At 33.2% G+C, this 21,073-nt stretch carries 21 protein-coding genes; 16 read left to right on the forward strand and 5 right to left on the reverse strand.

The genetic code is table 11. From position 1 onward, the window contains the following. Positions 1–118: 118 nt before the first annotated feature. The 5 genes from HM983_RS13480 to HM983_RS13500 form a co-directional block, all read right to left on the reverse strand. Complete coding sequence (locus tag HM983_RS13480) at positions 119–340, reverse strand: DUF2795 domain-containing protein (RefSeq protein ID WP_008272287.1); 222 nt, start codon at positions 338–340, stop codon at positions 119–121. A gap of 153 nt (positions 341–493) precedes the next feature. Further along, positions 494–1,069: a cob(I)yrinic acid a,c-diamide adenosyltransferase gene (locus HM983_RS13485; protein ID WP_179346210.1), complete on the reverse strand. Its 576-nt coding sequence runs from the start codon at positions 1,067–1,069 to the stop codon at positions 494–496. A gap of 355 nt (positions 1,070–1,424) precedes the next feature. Next, positions 1,425–2,114, reverse strand: a complete 690-nt coding sequence (locus HM983_RS13490) for an ABC transporter ATP-binding protein (protein WP_179346212.1) — start codon at positions 2,112–2,114, stop codon at positions 1,425–1,427. Between the two features lie 86 nt (positions 2,115–2,200). After that, complete coding sequence (locus tag HM983_RS13495) at positions 2,201–2,968, reverse strand: O-methyltransferase (protein WP_179346214.1); 768 nt, start codon at positions 2,966–2,968, stop codon at positions 2,201–2,203. A 15-nt stretch (positions 2,969–2,983) separates the two neighbouring features. Continuing rightward, positions 2,984–4,846: an ABC-F family ATP-binding cassette domain-containing protein gene (locus tag HM983_RS13500; protein WP_179346216.1), complete on the reverse strand. Its 1,863-nt coding sequence runs from the start codon at positions 4,844–4,846 to the stop codon at positions 2,984–2,986. Between the two features lie 103 nt (positions 4,847–4,949). Here HM983_RS13500 and HM983_RS13505 point away from each other — a divergent pair, with 103 nt between their 5' ends. The 16 genes from HM983_RS13505 to HM983_RS13580 all read left to right on the forward strand — a co-directional run bounded on the left by HM983_RS13505 (position 4,950) and on the right by HM983_RS13580 (position 21,071). Then, positions 4,950–5,744: a polysaccharide biosynthesis/export family protein gene (locus HM983_RS13505; RefSeq protein ID WP_179346218.1), complete on the forward strand. Its 795-nt coding sequence runs from the start codon at positions 4,950–4,952 to the stop codon at positions 5,742–5,744. A 2-nt stretch (positions 5,745–5,746) separates the two neighbouring features. Then, a complete protein-coding gene (locus tag HM983_RS13510) occupies positions 5,747–8,221 on the forward strand; it encodes an exopolysaccharide transport family protein (RefSeq protein ID WP_179346220.1) in 2,475 nt (824 codons plus the stop codon). Positions 8,222–8,231: 10 nt separating this feature from the next. Further along, positions 8,232–8,822, forward strand: coding sequence for a sugar transferase (locus HM983_RS13515; protein ID WP_218841866.1), 591 nt, complete (start codon positions 8,232–8,234; stop codon positions 8,820–8,822). After that, positions 8,819–10,114, forward strand: coding sequence for a nucleotide sugar dehydrogenase (locus HM983_RS13520; protein ID WP_179346222.1), 1,296 nt, complete (start codon positions 8,819–8,821; stop codon positions 10,112–10,114). Before HM983_RS13515 ends, HM983_RS13520 begins: the two co-directional genes overlap by 4 nt. Before the next feature lie 23 nt (positions 10,115–10,137). Further along, positions 10,138–11,115 (forward strand): SDR family oxidoreductase, encoded by a 978-nt coding sequence (locus HM983_RS13525; RefSeq protein ID WP_179346224.1) that lies wholly within the window; start codon positions 10,138–10,140, stop codon positions 11,113–11,115. Between the two features lie 74 nt (positions 11,116–11,189). Further along, positions 11,190–12,065 (forward strand): ABC transporter permease, encoded by an 876-nt coding sequence (locus HM983_RS13530; RefSeq protein WP_179346226.1) that lies wholly within the window; start codon positions 11,190–11,192, stop codon positions 12,063–12,065. A gap of 31 nt (positions 12,066–12,096) precedes the next feature. Then, complete coding sequence (locus HM983_RS13535) at positions 12,097–13,392, forward strand: ABC transporter ATP-binding protein (protein ID WP_179346228.1); 1,296 nt, start codon at positions 12,097–12,099, stop codon at positions 13,390–13,392. Beyond that, positions 13,379–14,065, forward strand: coding sequence for a sulfotransferase family 2 domain-containing protein (locus tag HM983_RS13540; RefSeq protein WP_179346229.1), 687 nt, complete (start codon positions 13,379–13,381; stop codon positions 14,063–14,065). Before HM983_RS13535 ends, HM983_RS13540 begins: the two co-directional genes overlap by 14 nt. A gap of 43 nt (positions 14,066–14,108) precedes the next feature. Then, positions 14,109–15,023, forward strand: a complete 915-nt coding sequence (locus HM983_RS13545) for a glycosyltransferase (protein WP_179346231.1) — start codon at positions 14,109–14,111, stop codon at positions 15,021–15,023. A gap of 85 nt (positions 15,024–15,108) precedes the next feature. Further along, positions 15,109–15,858, forward strand: a complete 750-nt coding sequence (locus tag HM983_RS13550; protein WP_179346233.1) for a glycosyltransferase family protein — start codon at positions 15,109–15,111, stop codon at positions 15,856–15,858. A 2-nt stretch (positions 15,859–15,860) separates the two neighbouring features. After that, entirely contained in the window at positions 15,861–16,697 is an 837-nt protein-coding gene (locus HM983_RS13555; protein WP_179346235.1) for a glycosyltransferase family 2 protein, read from the forward strand. Further along, positions 16,698–17,957, forward strand: coding sequence for a glycosyltransferase family protein (locus tag HM983_RS13560; protein WP_179346237.1), 1,260 nt, complete (start codon positions 16,698–16,700; stop codon positions 17,955–17,957). Beyond that, positions 17,954–18,862, forward strand: a complete 909-nt coding sequence (locus tag HM983_RS13565; protein ID WP_179346239.1) for a glycosyltransferase family 2 protein — start codon at positions 17,954–17,956, stop codon at positions 18,860–18,862. The genes HM983_RS13560 and HM983_RS13565 overlap by 4 nt, the downstream gene beginning before the upstream one ends. After that, on the forward strand, positions 18,855–19,511 hold the full coding sequence (locus tag HM983_RS13570) for a class I SAM-dependent methyltransferase (RefSeq protein ID WP_179346240.1): 657 nt from the start codon (positions 18,855–18,857) through the stop codon (positions 19,509–19,511). The genes HM983_RS13565 and HM983_RS13570 overlap by 8 nt, the downstream gene beginning before the upstream one ends. After that, positions 19,508–20,278, forward strand: a complete 771-nt coding sequence (locus HM983_RS13575) for a class I SAM-dependent methyltransferase (protein WP_179346242.1) — start codon at positions 19,508–19,510, stop codon at positions 20,276–20,278. Before HM983_RS13570 ends, HM983_RS13575 begins: the two co-directional genes overlap by 4 nt. Continuing rightward, complete coding sequence (locus HM983_RS13580) at positions 20,271–21,071, forward strand: hypothetical protein (protein ID WP_179346244.1); 801 nt, start codon at positions 20,271–20,273, stop codon at positions 21,069–21,071. The genes HM983_RS13575 and HM983_RS13580 overlap by 8 nt, the downstream gene beginning before the upstream one ends. The last annotated feature ends 2 nt before the right edge of the window (positions 21,072–21,073 follow it).

Raw genomic sequence — 21,073 nt, forward strand, 5'->3', positions numbered from 1 at the left:
GCTATGTACTAAATAACAGTTATGGTATATTTTATCTCGGTATTAATAACCATCCGAAAATAAAAAAAGTCTCTTAGTTAATATAACGCAAGAGACTTTTTTATAGTAATTTTATATGTTAATATTCGTCCTCATTCCAGAGGTAATCTTCGTCCGTTGGATAATCTGGCCAAATTTCTTCAATAGAGTCGTAAGAATCTCCTTCATCTTCTATCGCTTGTAAATTTTCAACAACCTCTAAGGGAGCTCCTGTTCTAATTGCATAGTCAATAAGCTCATCTTTTGTTGCCGGCCAAGGTGCATCACTTAAATATGATGCTAATTCTAATGTCCAATACATTTGCGTTGTAATTTTAATTTTTGCAAAAATAATTTTTTAGTTGAAAAATTCAAGAAAAAATCAAATTAATTATTCCATTAATAAAAAGAACGTGTAATCTTCAACTTTTTTAGACTGAAATATTGCATTATTCTCAATCTAAGGGCTAAAATATTACGAATCTTTTTTTGGAATCCATTTAATTTCTTCAGCCTTTAAGTCATTGGACAACTTCCGTGCCAATACAAAAAGGTAGTCAGAAAGTCTATTAATATACATTAAAGTTTCAGGTTGAAATGGCTCTAACTCATTAAGATGCGATGCTATCCGCTCGGCACGACGGCAAACGGTACGTGCGATGTGACAGAATGACACGGTTTGGTGACCACCTGGTAGCACAAAGTGCGTCATAGGAGGTAAACTGTCTTCCATTTGATCCATTTCTTTTTCTAATTTTTCGATATCCTCATTGGATATTTTAGGAATTTTTAAACGTTGTTCTCCGTTTTTTAAAGTTGCTTTTTCTGGGTCTGTAGCTAAGATGGCTCCAACGGTAAAAAGTTTGTCTTGGATGTCCATCAAAGTATTTTTGTAAAGCTGGTCAATGTTCTGATCTCGTATGAGACCAATATAAGAGTTGAGCTCGTCAATGGTGCCGTAACTTTCAATTCTGATATGGTGTTTAGGAACTCTGGTGCCACCAAATAGGGCAGTGGTGCCTTTGTCTCCAGTTTTTGTATATACTTTCATATATCAAAGTTAAGAGTTATGAGTTGAATAGTTATATGTGAATAGTGAAAATTTTAAATCGGACTGTCATTGTGAGTGAAGCATGGCTATCTATTAAAATTGTGCTGTTCATTTAGTCTTGATACAATACGAAGCAAAAAAGAACTATCAAAATTAGGGAATTGCTAAAGCAGCATTCGTTTGCGGAATTCCGTGCTTGAAGTTGTGCTTCGCACCTACATTCCTTCACTCATTAATTCTGAATTTTGATGCTTTTGAAAATGTCGAACTTTGAGGCTTGACTATCAACGAGTACTCCTTAATAACCAAAATTCTATTTTTTTTATAATCGAAGATTGCTTGTGAAAAAGAAATACTAACTATTAAAAGTATCACTTTCAATAACACCATCACGTAATCGAATGACACGTTTGGCGTGTGCTGCAATTTCTTCTTCGTGAGTTACCATAATTACGGTATTTCCAGATTGATGGATTTCATCAAAAAGCGCCATAATTTCCGTACCTGTTTTAGAGTCAAGGTTACCCGTTGGCTCATCTGCGAGAATAATTGAAGGCTTATTTACCAAGGCTCTACCTACGGCAACACGTTGTCTTTGACCACCAGAAAGTTGGTTGGGTTTATGGTCCATACGGTCCGCAAGCCCAACATCACTTAGTACCTCAGTTGCTCTGTCTTCTCTCTCTTTTTTTGATGCACCAGCATAGATCATAGGCAGTGCTACATTGTCTAATGCTGTGGTTCGCGGTAATAAATTGAAGGTCTGGAAAACAAATCCAATTTCTTTATTTCTAATTTCGGCAAGGTCATCGTCGGTCATTTGGCTCACGTCCTTTCCATTAAGAATGTAGCTTCCTGCTGTGGGTGTGTCCAAACATCCCAATAAATTCATAAGAGTAGATTTTCCCGAGCCAGATGGTCCCATTATGGCAACATATTCTCCTCGTTTTATATCTAAATCTATACCTTTTAAAACGTGAACAATTTCTTGTCCCAATCTAAAATCTCTAATAATATTTCTAATTTCAATGACGTTACCGCTCATAGTTTTAATTCTTGGTTGCTTAGATCGACTGCAATATAAAGGTTTTACAGTAATTTGTTTTATATGACGCTAAAGATATAAAGTTGTTACAATCTTATTTTAAAATGTTCTTTTACTTGTTCTTCTCTAAAGAAAACGAATCCTAAAAAAAAGCAGTCTACGGTAACGGTAACCGCTGGGTGTTCCTTGATGTATTCCCATGCTTCGGTCATGCCTTTAGACCAATAAATATCATCAAATACAAATAATGTATCATTGTGAATATTAGATAATAACGATTGAAAATATTTAATAGTAGCATCCTTATTATGGTGACCATCGAAAAAAATGAGGTCAAAATTTTCTTCTAGCGTTGGAATAATATTAGAGAAATCTTCCTTTATAAATTGTGCTTGTTTTATTCTCAATTCATTAAATCTATTTTTAGTGAAATCAGATGTATTTGCACAACCTTCTATCGTGGTGATTTTTGAATTTTTATTTGATAATGCTAGAGCGTAAGTCGCCATACCCAAAGAAGTCCCAAGTTCTAAAATAGATTCACATTTAAAATATTTTGAAACACGATAAAGTAATTTGGTGTTCTTTTTAGAGCTACTCGAAGAAAGTGCCATGCGCTGGACGCTTCGTTGTTTCTTTTTCAGTTTTTTTGAACCTTCACCTAAATCGAGAACCGTTATAATTGTATTTGAATCTAAAAGATGTTTTCTGTAACTTTTTAATTTATAGTAATTAGGATGTTTTGTTCTGTCATATAAACATTTGGTCACAAATTTATACACAAAAGGGGAGTGAACTCCATGTTGGTTGGTCGAAGATAATAGAAATTTTATGTAAGCTGTGACTTGATACATTATGTTGGTTAATTGCTATTCTTCAATCTTCTCAGATAACTCAAACCACCGCATTTCTTTTTCTTCAATCTCATCAATAATTTTCTGAAGTTCCGCAGATAGCTTTTTTATCTCATCTTGTGATAATTCACCATCCAAAAATTTAGCTTCCTTTGCTTTTTTATCTAATTCCAAAGCTCTTATTTTGGATTCTAAATTTCGGTATTCCTTTTGCTCATTGTAAGATAATTTATTGGCTTCGTTTTCTTTTATAGCTATTTTGTTCTCTGTTTTTTCCGGCTTAGCTTCAATTTGTGGTTGACTTTTATCATATGCCCTAAAATCTGAATAATTGCCAGGAAAATCATCGACCACACCGTCTCCTCTAAACACAAAAAGATGATCCACAATTTTGTCCATAAAGTAACGGTCGTGAGAAACCACTAAAAGCACACCAGGGAAATCCATCAAAAAATCTTCGAGAACATTAAGCGTAACAATATCCAAATCGTTTGTCGGCTCATCCAAGATTAACACGTTTGGATTTTGTATTAAAACCGTACAGAGGTATAGTCGTTTTTGTTCTCCACCGCTTAATTTTTCGACATAATCCCACTGCTTTTTCCGGTCGAATAAGAAGCGCTCCAATAGTTGTTGTGCACTGATCTGTCTTCCTTTTGCCAGAGGAATGTAGTCCCCAAATTCTTTAATGACATCAATAACTTTTTGACCTTGTTTTACTTGTATGCCACCTTGCGTATAGTAACCAATTTTCACGGTTTCTCCAATCACTATTTTTCCGCCATCGGGTTGAATACCTTGAGTTAAAAGGTTGAGAAAGGTTGATTTTCCTGTTCCGTTTTTACCAATGACACCGATGCGCTCCCCTTTTTTAAAGGTGTAATCAAAACCATCTAAGATAGTTTTGTCCTTAAAAGCTTTTGAGACGTTATGAAACTCAATAATCTTGCTGCCGAGACGCTCCATATTGATCTCTAGCTGAACTTGGTGATCTTTTCTTCGTTGATGAGCTTTCGACTTTATTTCAGAAAAGTCATCAATTCTGCTTTTCGATTTTGTAGTACGTGCCTTGGGTTGGCGACGCATCCAATCCAATTCTTTTTTATAAAGTTGTTTTGCTTTGCCAACTTCAGTTTGTTCGTTTTCTATTCTAGCTTCTTTTTTCTCTAAATAATAGGAATAGTTGCCTTTATAGGTGTATAATTTTCCGTGGTCTAATTCTATAATTTCATTGCAGACACGCTCGAGGAAGTAACGGTCGTGCGTTACCATAAATAGTGTTTGTTGTGTTTTGGCGAAATAATCCTCTAGCCATTCAATCATTTCTAAATCGAGATGGTTGGTAGGCTCATCTAAAATTAAAATATCTGGTTTACTCAATAATGCTTGTGCTAAAGCCAATCGTTTTTTTTGACCGCCAGAAAGTGTGCTTACTTCGGCAGAAAGATTATCTAATTTAAGTTGAAACAGTGTTTGCTGGTATTGTGTTTCAAATTCCCAAGCGTTGTTTCTGTCCATCGCTTCAAATGCTTTTTGATAAGCTTCAGCATCCTCTGGGTTTTTAAGTGCTTTTTCGTAATTCTCGATAGTTTTTAAAATCGGAATGTCTGAGGCAAAGATGGTTTCTTCAACCGTAAGCTTGTTATCTAAATCTGGTTCTTGGTCCAAAAAAGCCAATCGTATGCCATTGCGGATAACAATTTGCCCATCATCTGGAGATTCTTTTCCAGCCAAAATATTCAGAATAGAGGTTTTCCCACTACCATTTTTAGCAACAAAAGCGATTTTTTGGTCTTTATGAATACTGAAAGACAAATCCTTGAAGAGTACAAGTTCTCCATAAGATTTTGATATGTTTTCTACGTTGAGGTAATTCAATTTGAAATTTTTTACAAAGAACGGAAATAAAGCAAAAAGAAATGCAATAGTTTTGATATTACTGATGTTGGTTTATATTTGTGAAACTGCAATAAGAGCATAGATGAAAAAAAGGATTTTGTTTTTAGGACTCATTCTTCTAATGGGTTTGTCATCATGTATTCCTCATCAAGATATTATTTACCTTCAGAATAAAGAAACTGCGATTGATAGTGTTACCAATATTAATGAGGTTCAAAAACCTTACCGCGTTCAGGTCAATGATATACTTAACATTAGAATTAAATCGTTAGATCAAAAAAAGAATAGTATTTATAATCCTGCAGGAGAAGAAAATTTAGGTGCGAATAGCGCAGAACGTGCTTATTTTGATGGATTTACAGTTGATTTGCATGGTAATATTAGAATTCCTATTCTGGGTGAAATAAAAGTATTGGGTTATACGGTTGAAGAGATTAGAAAGCTTTTGGAAAAAAAGTTACTGGATGAAGAATTTACTGAAAATGCTTATTTGTTTGTTACTGTAAAGTTGGCTGGCCTGCGTTATACAGCGACTGGTGAAGTTAACAGTCCAGGAAGTCAAATTTTATTTCAGGATCGCGTTAATATTTTTGAGGCCATTGCTAATTCTGGCGAAATAACTGATGTAGGAAACCGTAAGGAAGTGATGATAATAAGGCAGTATCCACAAGGGCAAAAAATACATCGATTGGACTTGACGGATCTCAATGTGATGAAATCACCATACTATTATGTACAACATAATGATATGATTTACGTTAAGCCTTTGAAACAAAAAGTTTGGGGAACCGGAGTTACGGGAAGGGAGACATTTACAACCTTAGTAACCATTCTTGGTTTTGTAACCACCACCATTCTTTTAATTGATAGACTTTAGCAATGAGTGAGTTTGAATATGATTTGGAGGACAATGAATCAAGTCAGATAAGTTTTGATATCAAGGGCTTATTATTTAAAATTTTAAGTTTTTGGCCTTTAATTTTGGTGTCATTGATTGTTGCTCTAGGTATTGCGCATTACGTCAATGTTAGAAAACAGAATATTTATCAATTAGAAAGTCTCATTTCTATTGAAAATGACCAAAATCCTTTTTTTACTGCTAATACAAGTATTTCTTTTAATTGGGGAGGAGTATCAGGTAAAGTTGGTAAAATCATTACGGAAATAAACACTAGGAGTCATAATGAATTTGTAGTCGATTCGCTTGAATTTTACAAACAATATCTAAAACAAGGGGAATACCATTTGTTGGATATATACGGGAATTCACCTTTTGTGGTTGACCACAATAAAAATTCAAATCAAGTATTGGGTAAGTTAATTCAGATTAAACCCATTGACCTTTCATCTTTTGAGTTAACTGTTGATTTTGGTGAAGCCAGCACAGTTACAGGTTACAACTACCAATTACGAAAATCTAATAATATACCTGTAAGTCCAGGTGTTTTTAAAAACACCTTTAATTATGGGCAAGAAATATCACTCCCATTTTTTAATGGAAAAGTCATTTTGAATGAAGCATCAGTATTTGATAATGATACCCAATATTATGTGCAATTTGCAAATTTTGATAGTACAGTCAATCAATATAAAAATGCTGTAGTTGTTGGTACTAAATCTAAAGATGCCTCGTCTATTTTAAAACTATCTATGGTGGGCAAGAATAAAGCTCGCATTGTAGATTATCTTAATAGTACGGTCGATATTTTGAGCAAAAGAGAATTAGAGCGTAAAAATCTATATGCCACGAATACAATTAGGTTTATTGATAGTAGCTTAAGGGTGGTCAATGAAAGACTAAAAATCGGCACAGATGAAATGAATAATTTCAGACAAAAAAATAAAGTGTTTGATATTTCTGAGGAGCTAACAGCCGTTTCTGAAAACATAAGATTATTGGATCGCCAAAAAGAAGAGGAAAAGACCAAATTGGAATATCTAAATTCGTTAGAATCTTATCTTAAAACCAGAAATGACTACACAAAGATTGCAGCACCAACATCTGTTGGTATTACCGAACTTAATATCATTAATGGTGTCAGCAGTATTATTGCGCTATCCATCGAACGTCAAAATTTGGAATATACCACAAAAGAGGGTTCTGTTTTGTTTGATGATATCGATAGACGCATCAATACCGAAAAAAATGTATTGCTAGAAACTATTGACGCTACAAGGTCAACCATCAATTTTCAACTTAGTACCATTAACCGGAATATAGCCAAACTAGAGAGTGAATTAGGTAAACTTCCTCAGGACCAGCAGGAGTTTCTCAAAATACAACGTCAATTGGACATTAGTATCGAAGCTTACAATATATATCAGCAAAAACGTGGCGAAGCCGCAGTAGTAAAAGCTGCAAATGTTTCAGATATTGTTTTTATAGATAACGCAAAGGATATTGGAGGTGGAAAAATTGGGCCAAAAACCTCACTTAATTATATGATGGCACTGCTTTTGGGCTTTGCACTGCCAATAGGTTTTGTTCTAATTCTTTACTTGTTGGATAATAATATTCATAACTCCAAAGAAGTTGAGCGACTTTCAAGTATACCAATTTTAGGGATTATTGGCAAAATGAATCATGATAATAATCTGGTAGTTTATGAAAAGCCAAAATCTACGGTAGCTGAATCTTTTAGGGCATTACGTTCCAGTTTACAGTTTATCTATAAAAAACAATCTGGTTCGGACACTCTAGGTAAAACCTTAATGGTGACTTCTTCCATCAGCGGTGAAGGAAAAACATTTTGCTCAATTAATATGGCAAGTGTGTATGCTCTAACTGGAAAAAAGACCATTTTAGTGGGACTTGATTTGAGAAAGCCTAAAATTTTCAATGATTTTCAACTGGACAATGAAAAAGGAATAGTGAATTATCTAATTGATGAAAGCAGTTTGGATGAGGTAATTACAAAAACCCATATTGAAAATTTGGATTTAATTTCTTCAGGACCAATTCCTCCTAACCCATCGGAGCTACTAATGAGAGATAAGTTAGCCACTGCATTAGAAGAATTACGAGAGCGCTATGATATTATCATATTAGATACTCCACCATTAGGCTTGGTAACCGATGCTTTAGAATTATCGAATCATGCAGATGCTATAATTTATATGGTACGTTTCGATTATACCAAAAAGGGCATGCTCCAATTTGTTAATTCTAAATATAAAAGTGGGGAACTTAAAAATATCAGTTTTGTATTGAATTTTTACAAACACAAAGCTAGATATGGCTATGGTTATGGTTACGGCTATGGCTATGGTTATGGTAGTTATGGCAGTGCATATCATGAAAATGACAAACCTTCACTCATAGAGAAAGCGAAAAGATTGATTAAACGTAAATAAATCTATTAGGTTGATAACAAGGTCCGAGTTAAGAATTAAGCGATGTTTCGATTTCTTTCTGTCATTGTTGTTACTTCCCATTCTTCTTGTTCCAATTTCTTTACTCGTACTTGTTGCGACAATTGATACTCGTCAATGGGGTGTTTTCTCTCAAAAAAGAGTAGGACAGCGTGCCAAATTATTTAGAATTTATAAACTACGAACACTAAGAAGCGAGGTACACCGTTTAGGCCACCTTGAAAAAAGCGCAACTCATTTCGGAAAATTTCTAAGAAAATCTAAGTTAGATGAATTGCCACAACTCTTTAATGTTTTAGTTGGTGACATGAGTTTTGTTGGTCCAAGGCCTGATTTACAAGGGTTTGCAGACCAGCTTGAAGGTGGAGATAAGATAATTTTAATTGTAAAACCAGGAATTACAGGTCCTGCAACCTTAAAATATAAAGACGAAGAGCGTGTATTAGAACGACAAAAAGATCCAGATCACTACAACAGAACGATTATTTGGGTCGATAAAGTGAAAATCAACAAGAAGTACGTACAGAATTACAGTTTTTGTTTAGATTTGACACTCATTTTAAAATCTATTTTTAGTAAATGAACAACTTAGAAGATAGAATCGCGATTATAGGATTAGGATATGTCGGCTTGCCCCTAGCCGTTGAATTTGCAAAACAGTACTTTGTTGTTGGATTTGATATTAACAAACAAAGAATCAGTGAATTAAATAATGGTGTTGATAAAACCTTAGAGGTTGAAAACGACAATCTAAAATCAGTTTTAACAACAGATTTGAATTCGGATAAAGGTTTATATATTTCAGACGATTTAGAAGCACTTGAAGCTACGAATATATATATCATAACAGTACCAACACCAACAGATTCATTAAACAAACCAGTATTTACTCCACTAATCAAGGCAAGTGAAACAGTCGGTAAAGTATTAAAGAACGAAGATATTGTTATCTATGAATCTACCGTTTATCCAGGTGCAACCGAAGATATTTGTATTCCTGTTTTAGAGCGGACTTCTGGATTAATCTATAATAAAGACTTTTACGCAGGTTATTCACCAGAGCGTATAAACCCAGGTGATAAGCATCATACGGTAACTAAAATATTAAAAGTAACTTCTGGTTCAACACCGGAAATTGCTATTAAAGTAGATAATCTATACAAAAAAGTAATTACTGCAGGTACGCATTTGGCGCCATCTATTAAAGTAGCTGAAGCGGCAAAAGTGATAGAGAATTCACAGAGAGATATCAATATTGCCTTTGTGAACGAGCTTTCTAAAATTTTTAGACTGTTGGAAATTGATACCAAAGCAGTTTTGGAAGCAGCAGGAACGAAGTGGAACTTCCTTAATTTTTCTCCAGGTTTAGTTGGGGGACATTGTATTGGAGTAGATCCTTACTATTTAGCACAGAAAGCTATTGAGTCTGGTTACAATCCTGAAATTATTTTAGCCGGTCGTAAAATGAATGATAGTATGGGTAGTTACGTAGCTACAGAAACCGTCAAAATGATGATTAAAAAAGGCGCTACTATTAAAGGTTCCAACGCTTTGGTATTGGGTATTACCTTCAAGGAGAATTGCCCAGACATTAGAAACTCAAGAGTTATTGATATTATAGAAGAATTGCAATCCTATCATGTAAATGTAGATGTATATGACCCTTGGGCTTCGGCTGAAGAAGTTAAACATGAATACGGCTTAGACTTAAAAAACGAAAAATCTGACCTAAAGACTAATTATGATGCAATCATCTTGGCAGTTTCACATAATGAGTTTTTAGAAATCTCATTGGATAATTTAAAATCCGATAAATGTGTGGTATTTGATGTAAAGTCACTCTTGCCATCAGATACTGTTGATGCGCGTTTATAAACAAATCTTAACCAACTGCAATTATGTACTCAAATCCACATCACACCCAAGACCTTACGCAATTAAGTTTTTTAATTACCGGAGGTGGAGGTTTTATTGGCTCTAACCTTGTTGAATATTTATTAAAATATAACGCTAAGAAAGTTCGGGTTTTGGATAATTTTTCTAATGGTTATCGCGAAAATCTAACTGAGTTTATGAATAATCCATCTTTTGAACTCATAGAAGGGGATATTCGGGATTTGGAAACTTGTAAAACTGCGATGGATGGGATTGATTATGTTTCGCACCAAGCAGCATTGGGTTCTGTGCCGCGTTCTATTAACGATCCTGCCACAACTAATGAAGTGAACATTTCAGGGTTTCTTAATATGATGATTGCTTTAAAAGATAGCGACACCGTAAAACGAATGGTTTATGCCGCATCAAGTTCTACTTACGGAGACAGCAAATCTTTACCAAAAGTTGAAGATACAATCGGTAAACCTTTATCGCCTTATGCTGTCACAAAATACGTCAACGAATTGTATGCAGATGTATTCGGAACAACTTATGATACAGATGTGATTGGTCTGCGTTATTTCAATGTGTTTGGCCCAAAGCAAAGTCCAAATGGTGCTTATGCTGCAGTTATTCCATTATTTATGCAAGCGCTAAATGATAATAAACCAGCAAAAATTAATGGTGACGGTGATCAGACAAGAGATTTCACCTTTATAGACAATGTGGTCCAAGCAAATGTAAAAGGCTTCTTTGCATCAAACGACGCCAAGAACGAAGTGTTTAACGTAGCATGTGGTGAACGCATCACTATCAACTATTTGTGGGAATCACTTAAAATAGCTGCTGATTCAGACTTAAAAGCTATTCACGGCCCGAATAGACAAGGAGATGTAAGAGATTCTCTGGCAGATATTTCTAAGGCTCAAAAGCTTCTTGGTTATAAACCTCAATTCACAGTTCGAGAAGGTTTAAAAATTACTTGGGATTCTTTTAATTGATTTAATACCAATTCAATTTTTTAGAGTAACACGCAATAATTGGTATATTAGCATGTATTTAAAAATCAATACAATTGGCTGCTCAAAAAAGTGAAGACTGGCTTTATACAATTTCTAGTAAAAATAAATTAATAGACCTTAATTTTAAGGAAATCTGGTATTATCGCGATTTGCTTTTATTATTTGTAAAGCGTGATATTATTACAGTATATAAGCAAACCATTCTTGGTCCGCTGTGGTATTTTATTCAGCCCTTGTTTACGTCGGTTATATTTACTCTTATTTTTAATAACCTAGCAGGTATCCCAACAGGAGAAGGTATTCCTTCGTTTTTGTTCAACTTAGCTGGTATTACTTCTTGGAACTATTTTGGCACTTGTTTGGTAGATACAAGTGATACATTCAAAAAGAATCAGGCCATTTTTGGAAAGGTTTATTTCCCTCGTGTAATTACCCCATTATCAGTTGTAGTATCCAATCTTTTAAAATTCGGTATTCAGCTTTTAGTGTTCATTGGCTTTTATATTTATTTCGTTTTTTTTACCTCCAAAGCTTATGCTGCTTCTCCAACAACGGCAATGATCGGGTTTCCATTGCTAATAGTTTTCATGGGGCTATTGGGTTTAGGATTAGGGATGATTATATCATCATTAACAAATAAATATAGAGATTTGAAATTTTTGGTTGGTTTTGGTGTTCAATTATTGATGTATGGTTCAGCCGTAATGTATCCTCTATCTTATTTTGAAGAAAAATTACCTGAATATTCATGGTTAGTAAAATACAATCCTATGACCACAGTTATTGAATTGTTTAGATACATGACTTTAGGTGTAGGTGAATTTTCTATATTCCAGTTTGGATATGTAGCAGTGGTTAGCTTAATTATTTTCTTGTTTGGATTGATTATTTTCAATAAAACAGAAAAATCATTTATTGATACCGTTTAGATTTAAATTTAAATAAAAGGAAAGTATATACATGTCTAAGACTGATGTTATTCTTAAAGTAGAGAACATTTCGAAACAATACCGTTTAGGATTGGTTGGCACAGGTACGCTTTCGCACGATTTAAATCGTTGGTGGAGTAAGATTAGAGGAAAGGAAGACCCTTACCTTAAAGTAGGTGAAAGTAATGACAGAAGAACGAAGGGCAATAGTGAATATGTTTGGGCACTAAAAGATATTGATTTTGAAGTGCAAAAAGGAGAGGTTCTTGGCATCATAGGAAAAAACGGTGCTGGTAAATCTACACTATTAAAAATTCTCTCTAGAGTCACAAGTCCATCAACTGGATCTATAAAAACTAAAGGTAGAATAGCATCACTATTGGAAGTTGGTACAGGATTCCATGGCGAAATGACTGGTCGAGAGAACATCTATCTTAATGGTGCCATTTTGGGTATGACCAAAAAAGAAATAACTTCAAAAATTGAAGAGATCATTGATTTTTCAGGTTGCCAACGCTATATAGATACACCAGTAAAGCGCTACTCTTCTGGTATGACGGTACGTTTAGCATTTGCCGTTGCTGCATTCTTAGAGCCTGATATTTTGGTAGTCGATGAGGTTTTGGCGGTTGGTGATGCAGAATTTCAGAAGAAGGCAATCGGTAAAATGCAAGATATATCTAAGAGTGACGGTAGGACGGTTTTGTTTGTGAGCCATAATATGGAGTCAATTCAAAAATTATGTAGTCGTTGCTTAGTACTAAGCGATGGTGAAATTTCATTTGAAGGTAATGTGCTAGATGCCGTTAATAGGTATTTGGAAATATTTGGATTTAGTACTGGGAGTTTAAATTTTCCAATTATTGGGAAAGGTATAGAGATAACAAAATTTCAAATAAAAGACTCAGGCGAAAATGTTGTCAATCATCTTATACTTGGTCAAAAGTATTTCTTTGAGATTGGTATATTGAATAAGGATATTATAAAAGAAATTAACATTAGGCTTCAAATTTTTGACTTTAATGACAATTTGATTTCCACTCTCAATACGTTTCACACCGAAAAACATTTTAAGGCACAATCAAACCAATACTTAAATGTTGAGTGTATAATTGCTAAATTACCTTACGCACCGGGAAGCTATAAAATCGGTTTACAAATTATGGATTTAGCGAAAAGAATAAACCTTTATGAAAATAATAGCATTACTGAATTTTTTATAGAGAATGGTGACTTTTATGGTAGTGGTAAATTACCTGGTGCTAAAAACATGGGCAAAGTATTAACAAATTACGAATGGATAATTGACGCCAATGGTATTTCATAAACAAAAATGCATTTTTATTCATATCCCTAAATGTGCTGGTTCTAGTATACTAAAATTTTTTGAGCCTGAAACCAAATTTTATAATGATCAACCAGATTATAATATACTATACGGTTGGTGCCCAGACCGTAAAATACATTTACAACATGCCACCAGCAAGGAATTGTTAGAGACCAATTTGATAGATCAACAAACTTGGGACAATTATTACAAGTTTACATTTGTTAGAAACCCATGGGATAGGGCTTATTCAGATTATCTCTGGATGAAAAAAGAATTAAAAACAGAGGGGCCATTCAAAGATTTTTTACTTCAAAGGGGTAATTTTAAAAAAAGATTGACCAAAAAAAACATAGATTTTAGAGGCGACCATTTGTATCCACAAACCGATTTTTTCGATATTAACGGCAAATATGAGATGGATTTCGTTGGGCGTTTTGAGTTTTTTAATCAAGATATAAGCTTTATTATTTCTCAGCTTAACTTGAATAGAAAATTCGACGTGCATGTCAATAAATCTAAATCAAGATTTAATCATTATTCTAAATTTTATAATAAAAAGAAAAAGAATATGGTAGCACAATTGTATGCCAAGGATATTGAAAAACTAAATTATAGTTTTGAGGAGAGAAAAAATTTTCAGGATAAAATAAGGGTGTTCCTTTCGAGTTAAAAAAAATACTGTTGAATGTTTATTATCATATAAAAAGCAAAAATTGTTAGCAATCATAATTCCCTTTTATAAACTTTCCTTTTTTAAGGCTACATTGCAGTCTTTAGCCAATCAGACCAATCAAAGATTCAATGTTTATATTGGTAATGATGCAAGTCCTGAAAACCCAAAACCCCTAGTCGAAAAATTTGACAAACAATTAAATTTAAGATATATAGAATTTAAAAATAATTTAGGGAAAACGTCATTAACAAAGCAGTGGGAACGATGTATTGATTTGGTTGAGGACGAAGAATGGTTAATGGTTTTGGGTGATGATGATTGTTTGGGTGAAAAAGTAGTAGAGGAATTTTACAAAGCACATACAGAGTTTAAAAGCAAGACCAATCTTTTTCGTTTTGCAACTCAAATGATAGATCAAAGCGGTACAGCTCAATCAAAAGTTTATGAACATCCAACATGGGAAAAAGCGTCAAGAGCATTTTATAGAAAACACGAAGGAAAAACCCGTAGTTCTTTATCGGAATATGTATTTAAAAAAGAAGAATATTTAAAATATAAATTCACAAATTATCCATTAGGATGGCACAGTGATGACAAAGCATGGATCGATTTTTCAGAAGAATTGCCTATCCATACAATTAATAACGCTCATGTTTTTATTAGACTTTCAAAAGAAAGTATATCAGGAAAAAATGATAATTTAGACTTGAAACGGCAAGCAGCTTCAAGGTTTTATGAATATTTGGTGAAAGAAATTAGAGATGAATTCACCGAAGATCAACAGGCTGAAATAGTAAAAAGCTATTTTGAAAGAACTGTAATGTTAAGGAATTTTAGCTTTAATGAATGGACGTTTTTATGGCAATTCTATTTAAAAAATTCAAGCCACTTATCATTCAAAAAATTCCTTAAAATCTCTATAAAATCAATTTTTAAAAACAAGAAGAATTATTAAAAATATATTTTTTGAAATATTGACGTTTTTTAATTTAAGGAAACCATTCCTTAATGCTCGCTACAGGTTTTCTTATGGTTTTAATTTGTTATTTAATACTACGATAAAGAGACAAAATAAAGACTATAAAAGTATTCCTATAGTTATAATCAGTTTTAATCAGTTATACTATCTAAAACAGTTAATTGATTTTCTCAAAAAGCATGGTTATTATAATATTGTCATTTTAGATAATAATTCTACCTATCCACCTTTGCTTGATTATCTTAAAATAATAGATAATCAAGTGAAAATCCATAGGTTGGAAGAAAATTATGGGCATCGCGTATTTTGGGAAAACAAACAACTTTTTAACACTTATGCTAAGGGTTATTATGTAGTTACGGATCCAGATATTGTACCTGTAGATGCTTGTCCGGAAGATTTTTTATATCATTTTAAAACAATCATAGATGCAAATGCCCATGTGAATAAAGTTGGTTTCAGTTTAAAAATTGACGACATCCCAGAAACCAATAAAGAAAAAGCTACTATTTTAAATTGGGAAAAGCAGTTTTGGGAAAAACAAACAAAAAGCGGTAACTATATAGCCAAAATAGATACTACTTTTGCATTGTATAGATCACGTAAAATCTATCCTATAAGTTTGGATTTTTTTAAAGCCATAAGAACCATATTTCCATATATTGCAAAACATGGTGGTTGGTATATTGATTCTGAAAATCTAACAAAAGAGCAAGAGTATTATATTAAGTCTGTAAATAATTCAAGTTCTTGGCTGAATAATAGTAATGATGGGAAATTAAGGAAATACAAATATTACAATAAAGTGTGAATATGGATGTAAGCATCATTTTTGTAAATTATAATACTTGTAAACTTACTTGTGACGCTATTGCTTCCGTTTACCACTTTACCAAGGATATCAAATTTGAAATAATTGTTTCAGATAACGGTTCCGTAGATGGTTCCGTCACAATCATCAACCAAAAATTCCCAGAGGTAATTATTATTGAAAACAATGCAAACTTGGGTTTTGGCAAAGGAAACAACAGAGGGGTTGAGGTCGCCAAAGGAAAGTATTTGTTTTTTTTAAATACAGACACATATCTACTCAACAATGCCATAAAAATTTTATATAATTATATGGAGCTAAAAGTAAATAAAAATGTTGCGGTTTGTGGTGCGCAGTTGTATAAACAAGATTTGGCTCAAAATATCTCGGCAGGTAATTTTCCTAGTTACAGGCTGTTTATAAAAGGGTCATTCTGGAAACATTTTTATCCCAAAAACTACTATGTAAATGCTAAATTGAACACAATAAATATAATGGATGACCAACCCTATGAAGTAGATTATGTGTCTGGTGCCGATTTTTTTGTTAGAAAGAAAACTCTCGACAAAGTTGGTGGTTTTGATCCACGATTTTTTATGTACGCAGAAGATGTTGAACTTTCTTATAGAATTAAAAAAACTTTCCCTGAAAGTAAAAATATGATTGTTCCCGATGCCAAAATTGTACATATCAGCCAGGGTTCTAGCAAAACAAATAGTTTGAATAAAAGATTTAGGTATAGATTTATAAAAAGCCGTACTATTTACTACAGAATTACAGAAGGGTTATTACCCAGCATTCTATATTACATTACAAGTATCAAAAGATTGTATTTTTAGATGATGAGAAAAGAGCTAATACTCATAGTTTCAGAGTCTATTGATGTCAACGACAGTAGTGCTACCAAGGGAAGAGTGGCGTTGATCAAAAATTTACAACAATGCGGTTTCAACTTAATGGTTTATCACTATACAAGAAAAAATATCGAAATTGAAGGTGTTGAGTGTATAGAAATCAGAGAAAAGAAATGGAATATTTATTACTTGCTGAGTAAAATTCAATTGATCATTAGACGAGCCTTCAATTATAACATCGGTATTCATTTTGAAAAAAGAATAGGATTTTCGTTTTCATTTTTTAATGATGTAAAGAGTATTAAAATGGCACTTCAAAACGAAACGGACTTCGAGCCAGATTGGGTGTTAACGCTAAGCAAAGCTTCAAGTTTTAGAACGCACATGGCACTTTTAGAGATTCCTAAATGGCACCAAAAATGGCTGGCATATGTTCACGATCCTTACCCAATGAGTCAATATCCTGAACCATATAACTGGTTATCTCCTGGACACCAACAACAAGAAGAATTTTTTAGACAAGTGGCAAAGAAAGCTGCCCACGCTATTTTTCCAAGTAAGCTTTTAAAGGAATGGATGGGAAAATTCTACCCAGAGTTTAACGAAAGAGGTCTCGTAATTCCTCACCAAATTTCGGTTGAAAATACACAGAAAGAACATGGTCCAAGTTATTTTAAAGAAAATTTCTTCACCATATTACATGCTGGTAGTTTAATGAAACCAAGAAACCCGTCGGGTCTGGTAGAAGGCTTTCAACAATTTTTAAACAACAATGAAACCGCTAAAATTGAGTCACAAATACTTTTGCTGGGCAATAAAACTTATTTTGCTGATTATCTGAACAAAAAAAGTAAAGAGATGCCACAGTTGTATTTAAGTTCTGGTTATGTTGAATACAATGAGGTCCAATATATACAAAACCATACATCGGTTAATGTTATCTTAGAAGCCAAATCAGATATTAGTCCATTTCTACCAGGTAAGTTTCCCCATTGTATAAAGGCCAATAAACCAATTTTGTACTTGGGTCCGAAACATAGCGAAACATTAAGGCTGTTGGGAGAGGGTTATGAGTTTTCAGCTGAAATTGATCAAACAGATGAAATTGCACAACACGTTGAGCAACTTTATAAAAATTGGAAAAATCGAAGTAATGAGCGTTATTTAAACCGAACGGATTTAGATTACTATTTGGGTAGGGAATATTTAGAAAAGGTTTTTAAGTCTAAAATTTTTTCAAGATGATCGACAAAAAAATTGCCATTATCATTACCACCAAAGATAGACTCAATGAGTTAAAACTGACCTTGAAAAAAATTTCAGATTTAATTCAAAATGATAATGTAGAATGTCTAATCTGTGATGATGGTTCTATTGATGGCACGTCGGAATTTATACGAAATAATTACCCTAACATACAATTGATCCATAACACAACCAGCAGAGGTCTAATTTTTAGTCGAAACAGACTCATGGCTGCCACAAATGCAACTTATGTTATCTCCCTCGATGATGATGCCCATTTTGTTTCTACCCAGATACTAGAAACTATTGAAGAATTTTTCAATTCACATCAACGTTGTGCAGTAATTTCGTTCCGATTGTATTGGGGAAAAATACTTCCGAATACTATTAAGGTTAATGAAAAGCCGTATAAAACTAGGAGCTTTTTAGGTGGTGCAAATGCTTTTAGAATGGAAGCTTGGAAAGAGATTCCGGAGTTTCCAATTTGGTTCATGTTTCATGGTGAAGAAGATTTTGCAAGTTATCATTTGCTCAAAAATAATTGGCAAATATGGTATGTACCAAAAATCTTTGCACATCATCGTGTAGATATGTCCAAACGAAAACAGCAAAAAGATTATATCTTGCGTCTTAGAAGGTCCTTAAGGTCTGGCTGGTATCTGTATCTTTTGTTTTATCCGTTATATCTTGTTCCGAGAAAGATATTGTATTCAATATATATACAGTTAAAAACCAAGGTTTTTAAAGGAGATTTTAAAGCATTTTCCGCAATTTTACAGGCTTTGGGAGATGTTATAGTCAATTCGCCCAGGTTAATAAAAAACAGAAAGGCTCTTAGTAGGGAAGAGTTGAAGTCATACCATAGTTTACCACCTACAAAAATCTATTGGCAACCACATGAGTAACGAGTTAAAGATTTATAAAAACAGAGGTGATTTTGCCAAATCGATGTTGGTGAAGTATTTTCCACTAGCACCAAACATAATTGTAAGTGATATAGGTTCGGGTTTTGGTTTTATGAAGCCTTTTATTGAAGCCGTTGGAGGCACTTGGCAACCGTTTGATTATGTAAAAAAAATAGAGCAATCCATCATTTGGGATTTAAATAAGCCTTGTCCTCAAGAAGCTCAGAAAGCAGGTACTATCATTTTTTTAGAAGTTTTGGAGCATTTACCAAATCCTTTGCTGTCATTACAACATATTTCGAACCATATAGATACAGGTGGTCATATTATTTTAACAACACCTAACCCTCAAAACAGCAAAAATATCATCAATTTAATGCTCAAAGGTACTTTGTATGCCTTTCAGGAAAAACATCTTCAGGAGTATCATGTGTTTACACCTTGGGAACATATCGTCAAAGATTTTCTTAATACTGTAGGTTTTGAAGTGGTGGAATATGCTTGCGTGGATACTGCATATCAAAATGAAAAGCGAACAGGAATAAAATCAAAAGCGAAACGTTTGTTGGAACGATTTTTCGAAAAAAGAAACCCTAAGGCTGTGGGAATGAGTTATGGTATAGTGGCAAAAAAGATTGAAAACCGATGATTAAGCTATTAAAAAACAAATTGTCCAAAAATAAACAGCTGAAGTTAAAGTATAAGCTTAGAGCTTACAAGGCGATGTTGTATCCTTTCAATTTGTCAAAAATTGCTTTGATCCATAAAACCGATAAATTTGGTAATCACAATTATACACCCAAATATCAACACCATTTTAGAAAATTTAAATTTAAAAGAAATAATATTTTAGAAATTGGAGTTGGAGGTTACGACAATCCATACATTGGTGGAAATTCTTTAAGAATGTGGAAGAGTTACTTTCCGTTTTCAAAAATTTACTCCTTAGATATTTATGACAAATCATTTCTTCAGGAAAAGCGTATAAAAATTTTTCAAGGCAGTCAAGTTGATGAAGATTTTTTGGATACCATTGTTAATGAAGTTAAAACATTTGATTTAATCATTGATGATGGCAGCCATATTAACGAGCATGTCATTAAGAGTTTTGAGTATTTTTTTCCAAAATTAAAAAAAGGTGGAATCTATGTTATTGAAGACACACAAACCTCATATTGGGATAGTTATGGTGGAGATTCCGAGAATTTTAATAACAAGGAGACTATATATGGTTATTTCAAATCATTGATCGATGGCCTTAATAACGAGGAATTTATCAAAGATAATTACACTAAAACCTATTACGATAAGCACATTATCTCAATGCATTTTTACCACAATATGATTTTTATTTATAAAGGAGATAATGATGATAAATCGAATTATATTGTAAATAACAAAAGGCCAGATGCTTAAAAACAATATCGCCATATTGACCACAGTTGCCAATTTTGAGTTGTATAAAATCACATCAAAATTGTTTCCAAAGGATATAAAGAAATACGTTATTGATGGTCGCGACGGCATGCATGGTATGGACAGTTTGTATTATATGTTCAAAAAGCTAAAATATGAAGGTATAGACTGGCTTATCATGGCAGATGAGGATGTGATTTTTAAAAATAGTGATGCGGTATTTTCAATTATCGATCAAATGGCAAAAGAAAAACTTACAGTTGCTGGAGTACGTGATGGTGGAGTGGTAAAACATCGCGTTAATAATCCTTATATGATTAATACTTTTTTTTCAATTCTTAATTTTAAGGAAGTATTGGATATTTGGGATAAAGATGCTGTAAAAAAAAACCAGTATATAATTCCTAATGAATTTAAAGATGAAAAATTAGATTTAAAGGGAACTTACGATATCAACAACCTTTACGAGCCATACTATCGTTTTTACCTTTGGTTGAAAAGACAAGGAAAAAAAACTCTGTATTTAGATGCCGACATGCTTAATGATGGTATTTCAAATACGATTAACTATAAAAATGATGTTATTTTGTACCACACTTGGTATGCAAGAAGCTATGGTATAAATGAAAAACATACTAAGCGCATCAATAATATTTTATCAGATTTAGGTATAAAAATCGAATCTGCTGAACTTGGAGAAGATGTCACTATATTTAAAGATGATTATTTCCCTATCAGAAAAAAAGGTGACAAGATTTTGAAGAAAATAAAAAACAGACTTTCTAAAAAATAACA

It is taken from the genome of Winogradskyella ursingii, from assembly GCF_013403975.1.
Classification (GTDB): domain Bacteria; phylum Bacteroidota; class Bacteroidia; order Flavobacteriales; family Flavobacteriaceae; genus Winogradskyella; species Winogradskyella ursingii.